The sequence below is a fragment of the Luteolibacter luteus genome (genome assembly GCF_012913485.1).
Classification (GTDB): Bacteria; Verrucomicrobiota; Verrucomicrobiia; order Verrucomicrobiales; family Akkermansiaceae; genus Haloferula; species Haloferula lutea.
In genome coordinates this window covers 4,903,314-4,917,401 of record NZ_CP051774.1, presented here as the reverse complement: position 1 = coordinate 4,917,401, position 14,088 = coordinate 4,903,314, and the positions used below count along the sequence as shown (strand labels likewise).

The 14,088-nt window shown below is 61.3% G+C and carries 15 protein-coding genes; 4 read left to right on the top strand and 11 right to left on the bottom strand.

What is annotated here, in order from left to right; genetic code table 11:
• Window positions 1–5: 5 nt before the first annotated feature.
• From cobA to ccsA, 4 genes are read right to left on the bottom strand one after another with little or no spacing between them, the layout of a single operon-like run.
• Window positions 6–1,514 carry a uroporphyrinogen-III C-methyltransferase gene (cobA, locus tag HHL09_RS20260; RefSeq protein WP_169456448.1) on the bottom strand — a complete coding sequence of 503 codons (1,509 nt, stop codon included), beginning with the start codon at window positions 1,512–1,514 and terminating at the stop codon, window positions 6–8.
• Window positions 1,511–2,443, bottom strand: coding sequence for a hydroxymethylbilane synthase (hemC, locus tag HHL09_RS20255; RefSeq protein WP_240963670.1), 933 nt, complete (start codon window positions 2,441–2,443; stop codon window positions 1,511–1,513). The genes cobA and hemC overlap by 4 nt, the downstream gene beginning before the upstream one ends.
• The gene (hemA, locus tag HHL09_RS20250; protein ID WP_169456447.1) at window positions 2,440–3,444 is read right to left on the bottom strand and encodes a glutamyl-tRNA reductase; all 1,005 of its coding nucleotides are present in this window, start codon (window positions 3,442–3,444) and stop codon (window positions 2,440–2,442) included. Before hemA ends, hemC begins: the two co-directional genes overlap by 4 nt.
• The gene (gene ccsA / locus HHL09_RS20245; RefSeq protein WP_169456446.1) at window positions 3,444–4,211 is read right to left on the bottom strand and encodes a cytochrome c biogenesis protein CcsA; all 768 of its coding nucleotides are present in this window, start codon (window positions 4,209–4,211) and stop codon (window positions 3,444–3,446) included. The genes hemA and ccsA overlap by 1 nt, the downstream gene beginning before the upstream one ends.
• A 169-nt stretch (window positions 4,212–4,380) precedes the next feature.
• On the opposite strand from ccsA, the gene HHL09_RS20240 reads away from it, so the two are divergent.
• The 3 genes from HHL09_RS20240 to HHL09_RS20230 all read left to right on the top strand — a co-directional run bounded on the left by HHL09_RS20240 (window position 4,381) and on the right by HHL09_RS20230 (window position 7,224).
• Window positions 4,381–4,887, top strand: a complete 507-nt coding sequence (locus HHL09_RS20240) for a hypothetical protein (RefSeq protein WP_169456445.1) — start codon at window positions 4,381–4,383, stop codon at window positions 4,885–4,887.
• Between the two features lie 89 nt (window positions 4,888–4,976).
• Entirely contained in the window at window positions 4,977–5,504 is a 528-nt protein-coding gene (locus HHL09_RS20235) for an adenine phosphoribosyltransferase (RefSeq protein WP_169456444.1), read from the top strand.
• Window positions 5,505–5,670: 166 nt separating this feature from the next.
• Window positions 5,671–7,224, top strand: a complete 1,554-nt coding sequence (locus HHL09_RS20230) for a glucose-6-phosphate isomerase (protein ID WP_169456443.1) — start codon at window positions 5,671–5,673, stop codon at window positions 7,222–7,224.
• 69 nt (window positions 7,225–7,293) lie between these two features.
• On the opposite strand, the gene HHL09_RS20225 is transcribed toward HHL09_RS20230, so the two are convergent.
• From HHL09_RS20225 to HHL09_RS20210, 4 genes are all read right to left on the bottom strand, one after another.
• Complete coding sequence (locus HHL09_RS20225; RefSeq protein WP_169456442.1) at window positions 7,294–8,673, bottom strand: sensor histidine kinase; 1,380 nt, start codon at window positions 8,671–8,673, stop codon at window positions 7,294–7,296.
• Entirely contained in the window at window positions 8,670–9,338 is a 669-nt protein-coding gene (locus HHL09_RS20220) for a response regulator transcription factor (protein WP_169456441.1), read from the bottom strand. The genes HHL09_RS20225 and HHL09_RS20220 overlap by 4 nt, the downstream gene beginning before the upstream one ends.
• A 66-nt stretch (window positions 9,339–9,404) precedes the next feature.
• Window positions 9,405–9,875 carry a hypothetical protein gene (locus tag HHL09_RS20215; RefSeq protein ID WP_169456440.1) on the bottom strand — a complete coding sequence of 157 codons (471 nt, stop codon included), beginning with the start codon at window positions 9,873–9,875 and terminating at the stop codon, window positions 9,405–9,407.
• Between the two features lie 75 nt (window positions 9,876–9,950).
• A complete protein-coding gene (locus HHL09_RS20210; RefSeq protein WP_169456439.1) occupies window positions 9,951–10,949 on the bottom strand; it encodes a DUF3616 domain-containing protein in 999 nt (332 codons plus the stop codon).
• A 165-nt stretch (window positions 10,950–11,114) separates the two neighbouring features.
• Between HHL09_RS20210 and HHL09_RS20205 the strand changes: the two genes are divergently transcribed.
• The gene (locus tag HHL09_RS20205) at window positions 11,115–11,270 is read left to right on the top strand and encodes a hypothetical protein (protein WP_169456438.1); all 156 of its coding nucleotides are present in this window, start codon (window positions 11,115–11,117) and stop codon (window positions 11,268–11,270) included.
• 66 nt (window positions 11,271–11,336) lie between these two features.
• Here HHL09_RS20205 and HHL09_RS20200 read toward each other — a convergent pair whose 3' ends face one another.
• The 3 genes from HHL09_RS20200 to HHL09_RS20190 all read right to left on the bottom strand — a co-directional run bounded on the left by HHL09_RS20200 (window position 11,337) and on the right by HHL09_RS20190 (window position 13,939).
• On the bottom strand, window positions 11,337–12,002 hold the full coding sequence (locus HHL09_RS20200; protein WP_169456437.1) for a hypothetical protein: 666 nt from the start codon (window positions 12,000–12,002) through the stop codon (window positions 11,337–11,339).
• 82 nt (window positions 12,003–12,084) lie between these two features.
• On the bottom strand, window positions 12,085–13,023 hold the full coding sequence (locus HHL09_RS20195; RefSeq protein ID WP_169456436.1) for a LysR family transcriptional regulator: 939 nt from the start codon (window positions 13,021–13,023) through the stop codon (window positions 12,085–12,087).
• On the bottom strand, window positions 13,013–13,939 hold the full coding sequence (locus HHL09_RS20190) for a LysR family transcriptional regulator (protein WP_169456435.1): 927 nt from the start codon (window positions 13,937–13,939) through the stop codon (window positions 13,013–13,015). Before HHL09_RS20190 ends, HHL09_RS20195 begins: the two co-directional genes overlap by 11 nt.
• Window positions 13,940–14,088 lie beyond the last annotated feature (149 nt).

The following is a 14,088-nucleotide window of genomic DNA, read 5'->3' as shown; positions in this document are numbered from 1 at the left end:
AGCGGCTACTTCCCTGCCCATTTCCGGATCGCGGCGACCAAGCCCGGGATATCATGCTGCGGCGCTTCGAAGGTCGGCTCCACGCCTTGCTTCCGCAAAGCCTCGCTAGTCACGGGTCCGATGCTGCCCGCCGCGCAACCTTCCGGCCATGGCAGACCCAGCTTGAAGAAGTTCTCCACCGTAGAGGCGGAGGTAAAGGTCACGAGATCCGCTCCCTCCTCCGTCAGGCGCGCAGCCGCACCGGTGGGATCTTCCGTTTCCGGGACAGTCTTGTAGGCGATGCATTCGTCCACGATCGCACCGAGCGCCACCAGCCCGTCATAGATCACATCCCGGGCTTCTTCGGCACGCACCCACAGCACGGTGAGGTTTTCGATCGATTCGTTGGCGAAAGCTTCGACAAGGCCTTCCGCAACGAACTTCTCCGGGATCAGATCCACGCCAAAGCGGTATTCCTTCACCTTCTGCGCGGTGCCATTGCCGATCACCGCGATCCGCGGATTGCCAAGGCTGCGGGCGTCCTCATAAGTCGCGAAGAAGGCATCGAAGAACCGCTCCACGCCATTCGGACTGCTGAAGACGAGCCAGTCGTATTCGTGCGAGTGAGTGACCCCTTCTGCGAAGCCCACCTTGTCATCCGGATACTCGATCCGGATTGTCGGCAGTTCCATCACGTCGGCACCCAGCATGGAAAGCTCGCGACTAAGGCCGCCGGCTTGCTCGCGGGTGCGGGTGACCACGATCCGCTTTCCAAAAAGCGGCTTCGTCTCGAACCAATTGATCTTCTCGCGCTCCGTCACCACACCGCCGATGACCGCCACGGCGGGCGAGCCGAACTCCGCCCGCTCGGCGATGTCCGCGATGTCCGCCAGCGTGCCGGTGATGGTCTTCTGCGAACCGGTCGTCGCCCAGCGCGTCAGGGCGATCGGCGTGGAAGCCTCCGCCCCACCTTCGATCAGGGACGCGGTGATCTCGCGCAGGCGGGCCATGCCCATCACGAACACCTTCGTGCCCGGAGTTTTCGCCAGATGCGCATAATCGATGGAACTCTCCGGCTTGGTCGGATCTTCATGACCGGTGAAAATGGTCAGCTGCGAGCAATGGTCGCGGTGCGTCACCGGGATGCCGGCATAGGCCGGCCCGCCAATGGTCGAGCTGATGCCCGGCACGATCTCGAATTTCACGCCCGCGGCCGCCAGTTCCGCGGCCTCCTCTCCACCACGGCCGAAGATCATCGGATCGCCACCCTTCAGCCGGACCACCGTCTTGCCCTCGCGGGTCTTCTCGACGATCAGCGCATTGATCCCTTCCTGGGAAAGCGTGTGATCCTTGGCGCGCTTGCCCACGTTGATCTTCTCGCAGCCCTTCTTCGTCCAGCGGAGGAACTGGGAACTACTAAGGGCGTCGTACACCAGCACGTCCGCCATTTCGACACATTCCCTGCCGCGTACCGTGATCAGACCTGGGTCGCCGGGACCGGCGCCGACGAGATAGCAAATGCCGGGAGTGCTCATGCGAGGGATTCGAAAAGTTGACGGGCCACCTTCAGCGGATCACTGCCGTGGGCCTTCGCCGTGGCGGGCTCGCCGCCCTGTTCCGGGAAGACACGGGCATCCATCTGGAGCATGTCGCCATGGTAAACTGAATAAACACCCACCGGGGTGCTGCAGCCGCCTTCAAGCAGCCTCAGGAATTCCCGCTCCGCACGCACGCGGACGAAAGTCGATGCATCGCGGATACCGCCAACAAGAGCGGCGGCCGCCTCATCGCCCTTCCGGATTTCCAAGCCAATGGCCCCCTGCCCTGCGGCTGGGTAGAAAAAGTCCTCTGCCAGCGGTGCAAAGTGGAGCGTGGCCCCTCCAATGGTGACGGGCAGGGACATGCGGTAGCCCAGACGCGTCAATCCAGCTTCGGCCAGCAGGATTGCATCATACGCACCTTCGGTCAGCTTGCGCAGGCGGGTCGGCACGTTGCCGCGCAGATCCACTACTTTGAGATCCGGGCGCAGCCACTGGAGCTGCTTCGCGCGGCGTACCGCACTGGTGCCGACCACCGAGCCGGAAGCCAGACCATCGAGTCCACCGCTGTTGCGGGAAACCAGCACGTCACGGATGGGCGCGCGCGCCAGCACCCCTGCGATCTCGAAGTCTTCGTCAATGATCGTCGGCACGTCCTTCAGCGAATGCACCGCGATGTCGATCTCATCCGCTCGCAAGGCTTCTTCCAGTTCCTTGGTGAAGATTCCTTTGTCCGTGCCTTCAGCCTTCGCCACATCCTTCAGCGCCACATCGGTCCGACGGTCGCCCGTCGTACGGATCACCCTGCGATGCAGGCGCAGGTCGGGAAAGGCGAGCGACAGCGTGCGCTCGACGGCGGCGGCTTGCACCAGCGCGAGATCGCTCCCGCGGGTGCCAATGACGGTTTGTTGGATCTCTTCGCTCACGTACCGGGTAAATTCAGCTTGATCAGTTCCTCCTCGATGATGCGGTCGCACTCGGCGATCTGCTTTTCCCGCCGCGCGCGGGCTTCACCAGCGAGCTGCTCGAGGGTGTCGATGTCGTAAAGGTAGGCCTCTTCGATCTCGCCGCAGGCCGGATCAATGTCGCGCGGCACGGCGATGTCGATCAGGAACAGCGGCCGGAATTTCCGGATACGGCGCACGGATTCGATATGATGCGGCAGCACCACCGGATGCGGCGCGCTGGTCGAGGAAATCACCACGTCCACGCCCGCAAGCACGGACTGCCATTCGTCGAAATGAACAGCGCGCCCGCCCATCTCCTCCGCCAAGCCCACGGCCTTGTCGTAGGAGCGGTTGGTCACGAAGACCGTGGAGGCTCCACGTGAAACGAGAGCCTGCGCGGTCTGGCGGCTCATCTCACCCGCCCCGATCACGATCACCCGGCAACCGGCCAGCTTGCCGAAAATTTTCTCCGCAAGCTCGACGGCGGCTCCAGCTACCGAAGTTGCCCCTTCTTGGATCCGGGTATCCGTGCGGACTTTCTTCCCGATCCCGAAAGCGCGCTGGAAGACACGGTTCAGGACACCGGATGTCGCTCCCGCGCTGAGTGCCTGCTGGTAAGCATCCTTGGTTTGGCCAAAGATTTCCGTTTCTCCCAGCACCATCGAGTCCAGCCCGCTGACCACGCGGCACAGATGCTTCGCCGCTTGGATCCGATGATGCTCATACCAATGCGGATCCGAGTCAGCGCCGTGCGCCTGCGCGAGGCGGCGCCGGAGTTCGGCTGCAGCCATTTCGGCATGGTCGCCCGCGAGGTAGAATTCGGTGCGGTTGCAGGTGGAAAGCACCACGCTCTCCGCCAGCCCGTCGATCCCGAGGAGTTCCTTGGCGGAGGCGCCCAGCCTCCCTTGGGGCACGGCGAAGCGCTCGCGAACCTCGACGGGCGCGGTGCGGTGATTCAGACCGACGCAGACGAGTTCCATCACACCAAGGCAAAAACCGAAAGAGAAGCAATGAAGAGGAGCACCGTCATGGTGGCCGTCCTGCGGCCCGTCAGTCCTCTCACCAACCGGATCGAAATCAGCGCTGCATAGCTCAGCCACACCCCGGTCGCCGCAATCAGGTGCGGCGTCCCCGATGCCTGCCGGGGCATCATGAAGCCGGCGACGACTCCGATCGTAAGCAGGATCACGCCGATCCAAAGCAGGCGGACCATGGATTTCAGAAGCTCTCTCACCGGCGGCAGGTTGCGAAAAAGACCGGACTGGAGGTGATGATCTTTCAACTGCCGGTCTAGCACCAGAAACATCACCCCGGCCACGGCGGCCAAGGCGAGTGCACCGTACGAGAGCACGGAGGTCGCCGCATGGGTCTCCCGCCAAGGATCGGTGGGCGGCATTTTCTCCGGATTCGAGATCCAGACACCCGGCAAAAGCGCGACGGTCTGGATGATCGTGACCAAGGGAGCGGTGAAGACGCCAAGAAGGGAAAGCCGGTAGGTCGGCCCGACCGCCAAGTAGAAGAGTGTCAGCGACCAAGCGAGGAATGCGAGGATCTCCCCGATCCCCACAAGCGGACACGCACCCCGGGCCTGCCCCCGATAATAGAGGAAACCGAGCTGGGCCAAAAAAGCCGCCACCATCCAGGTTAGGGTCCAGCGGCTCCGCGTGCCCCGGTGAACCGTCCACATGCCATTGATCCCGCCCACGGCTGCGAGGGCGGTAGCGGCGATCAGAAACCAGCGGTCCACCCCCCTCCCTTGCCGCTCATTTCCCGACCGCGCAAGCCCACAATCAGGCGACAATGCACCGGCACCGGGTGCCGCCGCCTGCCGGGAGCCCCCACCGAACTGGAATTTTGCGCATCCCCTTGGACCTTGATTGACAAATCCTTCCGTTCCCCGGCACGAGATCGCGCGCATGAGAATAGCCCCTCGCCTGAAACTGCTTGCCGCAGCCCTTGCCACCGTAGCTTTCCCCAGTTGCGTCCAATATTACAACCTTCCCACTGACTACAGCGGTCCGGTCGCAACGATCCGGGGCACCGCCGCCCAAAAGAATGTCTTCAAGGGTGAATCCTTCACGGTAACCAAGGTGAATGGAAAGCTGATCGCAGGTCGTGGCGCAGTGGCCACCCCCGTCGGCGGTGGGCCGGTGCTCGCCGTCCAAGAACCCCAGATCCAAGTGTTGCCGCAACCCGTGACGCTGACACTCACTGGAGGCACGGTTTACGCGGCAGACGGTCCTGCGATGGTCGATGGACTGTTCGGTGGTTCGCGGCACGTCTCCGGGGATATTTCCTTCACGCCCAAAGCCGGGGTAGATTACCGGGTGAAAGGGCTCCTTGATCGAGGCTCCGAGTCCGTTTGGCTGGTCGAAGAAAAATCCGGCAAGATCGTTGGCCAGAAGATCAGCAAAGGCCGCTGAAAAAACATTCCGGGGCTGGGGGCGATGAACCTCCAGCCTCTCCATATTCCAGCTTGGCCCGGTCCTTGGCTTGGCTTAGCTAACGGTCCATGCCTTCCCCGGACTCCCTGCGCTCCGCCATCCGTGATGTCGTCGATTTCCCGAAGCCGGGAATCATCTTCAAGGACATCACGCCGATCCTGAGTGACGCAGGTCTCTTCCGTGACTCGATCACCCTCCTCTGCGATACCGCGGGCGGCCAGAAAATCGACAAGGTGGTCGGCATCGATGCCCGCGGCTTCATTTTCGCGGCAGCCGTGGCGGATCGCCTCGGCGCCGGTTTCGTCCCGGTGCGGAAAAAAGGAAAGCTTCCATGGGAAACGCGGCAGATGTCCTACTCCTTGGAATACGGTGAATCCGTGGTGGAGATCCACCGCGATGCTGTGGCACCGGGGGAAACCGTCCTCCTGATCGATGACCTGCTCGCCACCGGCGGCACCGCTGCAGCGGCGCTGGCCCTGCTCGACCAATTGGGCGCGAATGTCGTCGGCGTGGCATTCCTCTTGGAACTCGGTTTCCTGAACGGCCGGGAAAAACTCGGCGGTCACAAGATCGAGTCGATTCTCGTATTTGATTGAGTTCGGCGGAATCATACCAGCATCGGGCCGGGTCATCGAGTAATTGAATTCTTCTCATCGCCACGGGATGCCCGTGACATTCCCGCCGCTTGCCAGTAGCCCGCCATCTCCTACCCTCTTTTCCCCGTCCGAAAATTAGGGCTTAGCCATTAGCAATTTTCCGAACATGTCCTGGTCCAACTACGCTTCCACACTCATCCGCTATCCTCAGTTCGGCTTCTCGCTGGACACCTCCCTGATGGATCTTGACGACGCCTTCCTGTCGAAAATGGCGCCGAAGGTGGAGAAAGCATTCGCTGACATCGCAGCCATCGAAAGCGGTGCGATCGCCAACCCCGACGAAGGCCGCATGGTCGGCCACTACTGGCTGCGCAAGCCGGAGCTCGCTCCGACCCAAGAGTTGCGCGACGCCGTAACCAAGCCGCTCGCCGCCTTGAAGGTTTTCGCCGAAAAGGTTCACACCGGCCAAGTGAAACCACCGGGTGGGGGCATCTTCCAGCGCATCCTTCTCATTGGCATCGGCGGCTCCGCCCTCGGCCCACAGCTTGTGGCTGAAGCGATCGGTCACAATGCCCGCATGCCGATCCATTTCTTCGACAATACCGACCCTGCTGGCATCGACCGCGTGCTCTCCGATATCGGCGTGGCCGGCCTCGCCCACACGCTGGTGGTGGTCATCTCCAAGTCCGGCGGCACTCCGGAAACCCGCAATGGCATGGTTGAAGCCAAGGCCGCCTATGACGCCGCGGGCATGGACTTCGGCAAGCACGCCGTGGCCGTGACCGGCGAAGGATCGAAGCTCGACCACTTCGCGACGCAACAAGGCTTCATCGCCCGTTTCCCCATGGAAGACTGGGTCGGCGGACGCACTTCCGTGATGTCCACCGTGGGCCTCGTCCCCGCCGCGCTCCAAGGCATCGACATCGACTCTTTCCTCGCCGGTGCCGCCGCGATGGATGCGGAAACCCGCAAGCACGATGCGGCCAAGAACGCATCCATGCGTCTCGCGCTCGCTTGGTATGCTGCTGGCAATGGCAAGGGTGAGAAAGACATGGTCGTCCTTCCCTACAAGGACTCGCTCGTCCTGTTTTCCAAGTATCTCCAGCAGCTCGTCATGGAGTCCCTCGGCAAGGAACTCGACCTCGCCGGCAACAAGGTAAACCAAGGCATTGCCGTCTACGGCAACAAGGGTTCCACCGACCAGCACGCCTACGTGCAACAGCTTCGCGACGGTGTGCCGAACTTCTTCGCGACCCTGATCGAAGTCCGCAAGGGCCGCCACGGCGAGTCGATCGAAGTCGAGCCGGGCAATAGCTCCGCCGACTACTTGCAGGGCTTCCTTCGCGGGACCCGCAAGGCCCTCTACGACTCCGGACGCAAGTCGATCACGATCTCGATCCCGGAGGTCACCCCGTTCCAGCTCGGCGTCCTCATCGCCCTCTTCGAACGCGCGGTGTCCTTCTACGCCTCTTTGGTGAACATCAACGCCTATCACCAGCCCGGCGTGGAGGCAGGCAAGAAGGCCGCTGCCGTCTTCCTCGATCTCCTCGGCGCAGTACGCAGCCGCCTGATTTCGGAAGCGAAGACCGCCCAGGAAATCGCCTTCGAAACCGATGCCGATGCAGAAGACATCTATCACTGCCTGACCCACCTCGCTGCCAACGGCGAAGCCCAGATCGCCATCGGCTCGAACCCGGCGGAAGATACCTTCTCGCTGTAACGCCAACCGGCAGCATCCTCTTAAGCAGAGCCGCATCCCAACGGGTGCGGCTCTTCTCTTTGGCCAAGGTCAGGCCGCCCGCCCCCCGAGCTCAACCCGGAACACACCATTTTCGCCCAGGCTCGCCTTGCACTCGGCACCCAGCAGCCCGGCGCATGCCTTGACGATGGACATCCCCAGCCCCGAGTGCCCGTAGCCGCTGTGCGAGTCATCCTTCCGCCAGAAGCGCTCGAAGATCCTCTCCAGATCTTCCCGATCCAAGTCCGGTGCCGGATTGCTCACTGCAAGTCCTTGCGGCGAGGCTTCAATCGCGATCACCGATCCCTCGGGAGCGTGCGACACAGCATTCCCCAGAAGGTTCTGCAGAATGGTCGTCCACAGCACCGGATCCGTGCTGATCGTGTCTCCGGAGATGCGGCGATCGAAGCGAATCCCCTTCTCTTGAGCCCGCGCCTCCAGACGGGAGATGACCGACCCGATGCTCGATTCCAGATTCACCTCTTCCCTCTCCACCGGCTGACGCCCTGCGTCCGCTCGGGCTAGCAAGGAGAGCTTCTCCAAGAGCGCTTCCAGCTCATTCGCTACCGTCACCATCTCGGCACAGCGCTCCGGTGTCGCCTCCTCCGGCCACATGGCTCCAAGTTCCGCCATGCTCTTCAGCTCGGCCAATGGCGTTCGCAACTCATGCGCCGCGTGACTGCTAAAGCGGCGCTCGCGATCAAACGACGCCTCCAGCCGACCGAGCCAGGCATTCAGGCTCTCCGCCACCGGCACCAGTTCAGCTGGCAGCTTTTCGGTAGCGAGACGCTGATGAAGGTTCTCCGGGCGGATCTGCCGAACCTCCGAGGAAAGCTTGTCGAGCGGTCGCAAGCCGCTCCCCATCCCGAGCCGGATCACCGGAACCATCAGCAGCAAGGCCGCGCTCCCGGCAACCGCGAGCACGGTAGCCAGCAGCGCGAGCTGGATCTGCAAGCCACGCACAGGACTGGCCACGATCAGGAAAAGGTCCTGGTAGCGGCGCTTCTTGTCGTCCTTCGGATAAAAGCGCTGGATGTAGAAGCGAGCAGGCCGACCATCCCCGAGCTTGGCTTCCCGGATCCGCGCCTCGTCGTTCTTAGGCGGCTTCCCCTCCTTTCCGATCTCGATCTTCGCGGAAATCAAAGATGGCGAACGAAGAAACACGTCCCCACTCATCCTGCGGATCTCAAAGTAGTCGCCATCCTCCGAGCCGAAGCCCGCGAAGTCCTGGACGGTGAGATCGATCTCGAATTCCCCATCGTCGATCTCCGAGGCGGTGATCAGCGCCGTCGCCTTTGCCGTCAGGGTGGCATCAAACTGCTCCCGCAGCATGTGCCGCATCCCGAAGAACACCCCGACACCCGTCGCGACGAGCAGCGTGCCCATCGCGAGGCAAAGGAGGATCGTGAGGCGCCAGCGGATCGATATCATGCTTCGAGCACGTAGCCCAATCCGCGGCGGGTGTGGATCAGCGGCGGAGTGCCGGGCGGACTGACCTTCCGGCGCAGGGAACAGATGGCGGAGTCCACCGCATTGCTCAGCGGTCCGTCCAGCTCGGCGTAGAGCTGGGCTTCGATTTGTTCGCGGCTGAGGACTTGGCCTGGCCGACGCGCCAAGCATTCCAAGAGAGCGAATTCACGGGCCGTCAGAGAGATATCTTCCCCCTCCCGTCTCACCGCCTTGGCCGCTGTGTCGATCTCCAGCGGCCCGACGTTCACCTTCGGATCCGGCTGCGCATAGCGGCGGCGGGAAAGCGCTTCCAGACGTGCGACGAGTTCCGCGAGGGCAAAGGGCTTCGTCAGATAATCATCCGCGCCATCGCCGAGTCCCCTGACTTTTTCCTCAATCCCATCCAGCGCGGTGAGCAGCAGGACCGGTGTATCGATTCCATCGCGTCGCCAGCCGCGCAAGACCTCCAGCCCATCCTTTCCCGGCATCATCCGGTCCAGCACCACCGCATCATACTTCGTGGTGCGCCCCATAATATCGCCCTCATCGCCATTCTCCGCGAGGTCGACAGCATGGCCCATCCGCGTCAGCGCCTGCCCGAGCGTGGCGCGCAGGCGGGAGGCATCTTCTACGATCAAAAGTCTCATGGCCGTGGATAGCATGACGCCGGAGGTGGAACCCGTCCACCTCCGGCGTTGCGAATGTTTCCCGGATCAGTCGTCGGCGTCCTCGGTCTGGCTCAGGATCGTGCCATCCGACGACACGACCACGTCGAGATCGCGGGCTCCGTGGCGTTCGATCTCCACATGATAGGTGACCACTTGGCCGGCGATTTCCTTATCCACATCATCGACAGTGCCACCCAGTCCCTGCACCGCATTGCGGACCGCTTCCGGTGCCTCACGCAGGGCGATGTCTTCCAGCGTCTTCGACAAGGTGCCATTGCCGGAGACATAAACCTTCAAGTCGCGGTCACGCGGCAAATCCACTTCCGCGATGTAGATCTCCTTGCCGTCGATGCTGATGAAATCGACTTCATCGATATGGCCGCCCCGGGCATTGCTCTGAATCGTGGACTGGACAGCCTGCGGGCAATCGGCGAGGCGGATTTCACGACGCTGGGTCTGAGCACTCGCGAACGAGGTGGCAAGGGCGAGGACACTGATGGTTGCGATGGTCTTCATGATCTTGGTATTGTTTGATTTGTTCTCAAAGGTAGTCCGTCTCCATGACGGGATGATGATCTGGCGCGGCCTTTCTCAGCGGTGGAAGCGGACGGTCATCGGTTCGCCTCCCTGCAAGCCGTCGAAAATGACGAGCATGTCCACGTGGTCTCGCATGTCCTCTAGAATCAACAGGGCTTCCGCCTTGCCTCCATTCTGCGGCAGACTGCCGAGCTTCACGCAGTCGGAGGCATCCGTGCCGTTCCAGAAATAGACATCGAAGCGATCATCCGGACCGGGAGCCATCGTCACCGGGATCTTCTTTGAAGCCTCGGCGCTGGCGTTTCCCGACAGAATGATGAACCCATCCTTTACTGCTGCGATTTCCCGGATGCCCCGGCCCTTCGGAATCGAAATGTCATGGACCTGGAGCTTGCCGGGCTTCCCCGTAAAAAGATCGTTCGGAGCCAACTCGATCACGAAGCCCCGGCCGTTCTTGTTTGGAGCCCGCAAGCCGAAGAAAAGCTTTCCCTTTGCGTAGGTGAGGCCCTCGATGTTCAGGCCATTCTGCTGGAGCGGCTGCTTCACGTGATCCTCCAGCACCGGCGTCTTTTCCAGCCATGGCAGCAAGCTGGTGCGGCGGATTTTATCCCTCAGCACCTTGCCGCCCTGATCGACCGGCACTTGATAAACCGCATGCCGGTCCGGCTGGAAGTCTCCCTTCTTCTTCCCGAGACCGTGGGAGCCGACGACATAGTAGGCTTGGTCCTCCGGTGAGAAGGCTACCCCCTCGATGTCCACTTCCATACCACCCTTTCCGGTATTCTGGATCGAAAGAGCGATCGGACGCTTTGACTCGATCCGCTTCTTGGCGTGATCGATCACCCCAGGCTGGATGTAGAAGGACTCATCGCTGCCAACCAGGCATTGCTGGGGATTGGCCGCAGCGATTCCGCTCAGGTCGAGCGAGTTTTCAAACCCGGCCAGATGCCATTCGTCCGGGAGGAATTCCATGCGGTGGATTCCTTCGGCCTTTGAGGCGAGCGGCAGCATCGCCAGCGCGAGTGTTCCGAAAATGCGTGTGGTGATTTTCATGAGCGTCTTCCCGTAGGAACACCGGAAGGACTAGCTCGTGAAAATGACGGGAACATGACGGCCCGCGGGAAAAATCCAGCGCCACCCCTTCCCCTCCGCCCGTTCCGAAACAAAGTGGAGATTTCGCGGATCTGCGCTATCTATGGATACCGACCTCTCCGAGCCATGTCATTCCGGAGTATCCTCACTGCTTGCATCGCCTTGGGAGTGCTTGTGTTGGTTTCCAAACACAAGGAGCGCGCCGCGGCGACTGCCAATCAAAACCCATGGGGAGCCCGTGGAACCGCCACATCCGCGGAGAAGGTCGGCACGCAAGACTGACCTATCCCGACCAGAGTGCGTCCGTCCCCGAAGCCCTGCCGCGGAGTTTCCGGCGGGGCTTCTCATTCATGTCCGAGCCCTGCCGCTCATCCCATCCGGGAAGAAGCCGCCGGCCTCACGCCCTTGACCGCCACAGGCGAGACGGACGATCGCCGTTTGCAGCAAGCTGAAGCTCCAAAGCCGCTCGCCGCTCCCCATCTTCACGAAGGGTCCACAGATCAATGCCTGCAATTCCAAGGCCCGTTCTTCGGCCGAAGAGCCGAGGAAAGACATCGCGCCACTCAGCATCCCCTCGAAGCGCGAATCGTTCGCAAGCATTCGCAGCAAGGCCGTCTGTCCGGTTTCGAAATCCTTTTCGCACAGCCATGCCGCGATTACGGCCTGGCTCAGTGAATTCATGATCAGGGCACCAGTCAGCAACGCCGCTTCGGAAGAGAATGGATTGAAGTCGTCGATACCCGCCTCCTTCCCCAGCGCGGAGAAGCCCTGACGCAAGTTGATGCGGGGCGGCAGTGCAATCGCCAGCCCAGCCTCGACTCCCAAGTCCCGAAGAACCGCGATCCCATCCTTCTCGTCGTCGAGATAAACCGCCAGCATCCCGGCCATCGTCGGAGAAAGAACCGCAACGTTCGGTTCCTTCAAAGCTTCCGAAAGATACGCGACCATCAGGAACTTCAGGTCGCTGAGAAGATCGAAGCGCTCATCCGAAAACCCGTTCGCTGACGCCTGCATTCTCCGAAGATCGATCACGATACTCGAATATCATCGGAGTCGCACCGAACACAGAGTGCACCGGACCCATTTTCTTATGGGGCTATAAATCTTTCAGGAAGAGCTTCCGGCCGAGCTTCGTCATGGTCGCGGCGACTTCCAGCACCTCCTTCGACTCCTCATCACTCCGGCAATAAACCGCGACCGTGAAGGCTTCCGGCAGGAGGAACTCAAAAGTCCTGACGTGGACCAACTCCTCCGAACCGTCCCCCAAACGCGACATCACATCACCGGGAGCAAGCAACACTCCCAAGCCTGCGCGGCAGGCCGCGGCCGCCTCGGTTTCAGTAGGAAAGCTGATCAAATTCGCGGGCTGGATCCCATAAGCCTCCTCGCACCACCGCAACAAGAAGGGGCTAAAACCGGTAACAACCCGCCTATCCGGGACAAGCACCGTGCCACGAAGCACCTCCGGAAAACTGAAATTCTCCGAATCAAAGGGATAGAAACTCGGATTCCATGCGACAGTAATTCCCCGCTCCCTTCGGACGACCGCTTCTTGGATTCCCGCCGACAAGCCGGCACGAAGAAAGCGTCCGGCCAAGACCACATCGCAACGCGCCGCTTCCAAGGACTCGCCCCATCGCCCGTCACTCTCGCAGAAGCGGAGCTTTGATCCAGGCCACTCGGGCAAAAAGCCATCTTCAATCTTTTCCCTGAGGATCCGGCCGAAATAGGAGGCATCCACGGCAACCAGAACCTGATGATCCATGCGCCGGTCCAAGCGCCGGATCCCATCGATAAATTCGAGATAGGCCGAACAAACGCCATTTGCATGGCTCAGGAAAGCGGATCCCGCCGAGGTCAATTTTGCTCCGGTAGGCGATCGCTCGAAAAGCACCAACCCGATCGCAGACTCCAACTTCGAGATGGTGAGGCTTACCGAAGGCTGGGACATTCCCCAGTGTTTGCCGGTCTCGGTGAAACTCCCGGTTTCCGCGAGATGACGGAAGACCAAGAGGCTGTTGAGATCAATGTCCATGGTCGTTTCCGTTGGCCGCCGCCATGAGACGAGGCTTCAACTCTGCATAGGGATGATTTCGCCGGAGGCAGGCGGTCAACCGATAGGTGGGCCAATTTCCCGCCTGGCGCCCCTTGAGTCCGACCGCGATATCGGGAGCAAAAAACAAAACATCCGCGGGAATCAGGGCGGGATTCGCCAACCACTGGAGCGATTGGGCTTCCGGCAGCACAGACCCGCCTTGTGCGCCCGCTTTGCGAAAGTCTTCGAGCAAGCCATTTGCCGCGCCGGATTCCCCTGCCTCCGCGATCCACCATTCGCACCCTTGCAAGTCCGACGGTCCCCCGGGAGCTGCTTCCCCCCCGAGGATCACCCATGGCACGGGTCCCAGATCTACGGCATCCAACCGATCCGCTCCATCAAGCCCAATCCCAAAATACACGTCGCACTCCGCATTCAACAGTGCCGGCCGGAAACGCTTCACCTCGATCCGGAGAAAACACGAACGGAAAAGATCGGCAATCTGCAAGGTCGCCAGGAAATCCGCGAAAAGCCCTCCACGAAAGAACTCCCCGGCTGCCGCAAATTTCAGGATCCGCCCGGCTTCGTGCAGCCCGCGCACTCCGTCTCCCAGCTTTCTCAATACCCGGGAAAGCGGACTGACGTAGGCTAAAAGATCCGCGGCGAAAGGCGTCAGCACGAGGGACCGGCCCTGAGCCTCTTCGAACAGAGGTCTTCCAACGGCATCTTCGAATTCCTTGCAGACCCTTTTGATGTTGGCGCGGGTACTATGGAGTTCCACGGCGGCATTCGCGTAAGATCGCTCCCGGCAAACCATGCTGAAGACCTCCAGTTGCCGGTAGCTGATGTCAGGCAGGGCATCGACTTTGGGCCAATCGACCCGTTTCGGGCTTACCTTTGAATCAGAGGGGTTCATGGGGGAGCTGTCTGCCCACAGAGGCAGCGCCTAACAAAGCACGCCTCCGTTTTCCCACAAATGACAAATTGAGTTCCTTTCCAATGACCGGTGACCGCCGCTGCCCCTTCCACACTCGGGTTCATTTTCCCATGGCACCCGGTCACCAT

Bases quoted from the DNA above. Each gene is read 5' to 3' on its own strand.
- HHL09_RS20205 (WP_169456438.1), top strand. From the start codon at position 11,115: ATGTCATTCCGGAGTATCCTCACTGCTTGCATCGCCTTGGGAGTGCTT.
- hemA (WP_169456447.1), bottom strand. From the start codon at position 3,444: ATGGAACTCGTCTGCGTCGGTCTGAATCACCGCACCGCGCCCGTCGAG.
- HHL09_RS20230 (WP_169456443.1), top strand. From the start codon at position 5,671: ATGTCCTGGTCCAACTACGCTTCCACACTCATCCGCTATCCTCAGTTC.
- HHL09_RS20235 (WP_169456444.1), top strand. From the start codon at position 4,977: ATGCCTTCCCCGGACTCCCTGCGCTCCGCCATCCGTGATGTCGTCGAT.
- HHL09_RS20220 (WP_169456441.1), bottom strand. From the start codon at position 9,338: ATGAGACTTTTGATCGTAGAAGATGCCTCCCGCCTGCGCGCCACGCTC.
- cobA (WP_169456448.1), bottom strand. From the start codon at position 1,514: ATGAGCACTCCCGGCATTTGCTATCTCGTCGGCGCCGGTCCCGGCGAC.
- HHL09_RS20195 (WP_169456436.1), bottom strand. From the start codon at position 13,023: ATGGACATTGATCTCAACAGCCTCTTGGTCTTCCGTCATCTCGCGGAA.
- HHL09_RS20225 (WP_169456442.1), bottom strand. From the start codon at position 8,673: ATGATATCGATCCGCTGGCGCCTCACGATCCTCCTTTGCCTCGCGATG.
- HHL09_RS20240 (WP_169456445.1), top strand. From the start codon at position 4,381: ATGAGAATAGCCCCTCGCCTGAAACTGCTTGCCGCAGCCCTTGCCACC.
- HHL09_RS20200 (WP_169456437.1), bottom strand. From the start codon at position 12,002: ATGCAGGCGTCAGCGAACGGGTTTTCGGATGAGCGCTTCGATCTTCTC.
- HHL09_RS20215 (WP_169456440.1), bottom strand. From the start codon at position 9,875: ATGAAGACCATCGCAACCATCAGTGTCCTCGCCCTTGCCACCTCGTTC.
- HHL09_RS20190 (WP_169456435.1), bottom strand. From the start codon at position 13,939: ATGAACCCCTCTGATTCAAAGGTAAGCCCGAAACGGGTCGATTGGCCC.
- HHL09_RS20210 (WP_169456439.1), bottom strand. From the start codon at position 10,949: ATGAAAATCACCACACGCATTTTCGGAACACTCGCGCTGGCGATGCTG.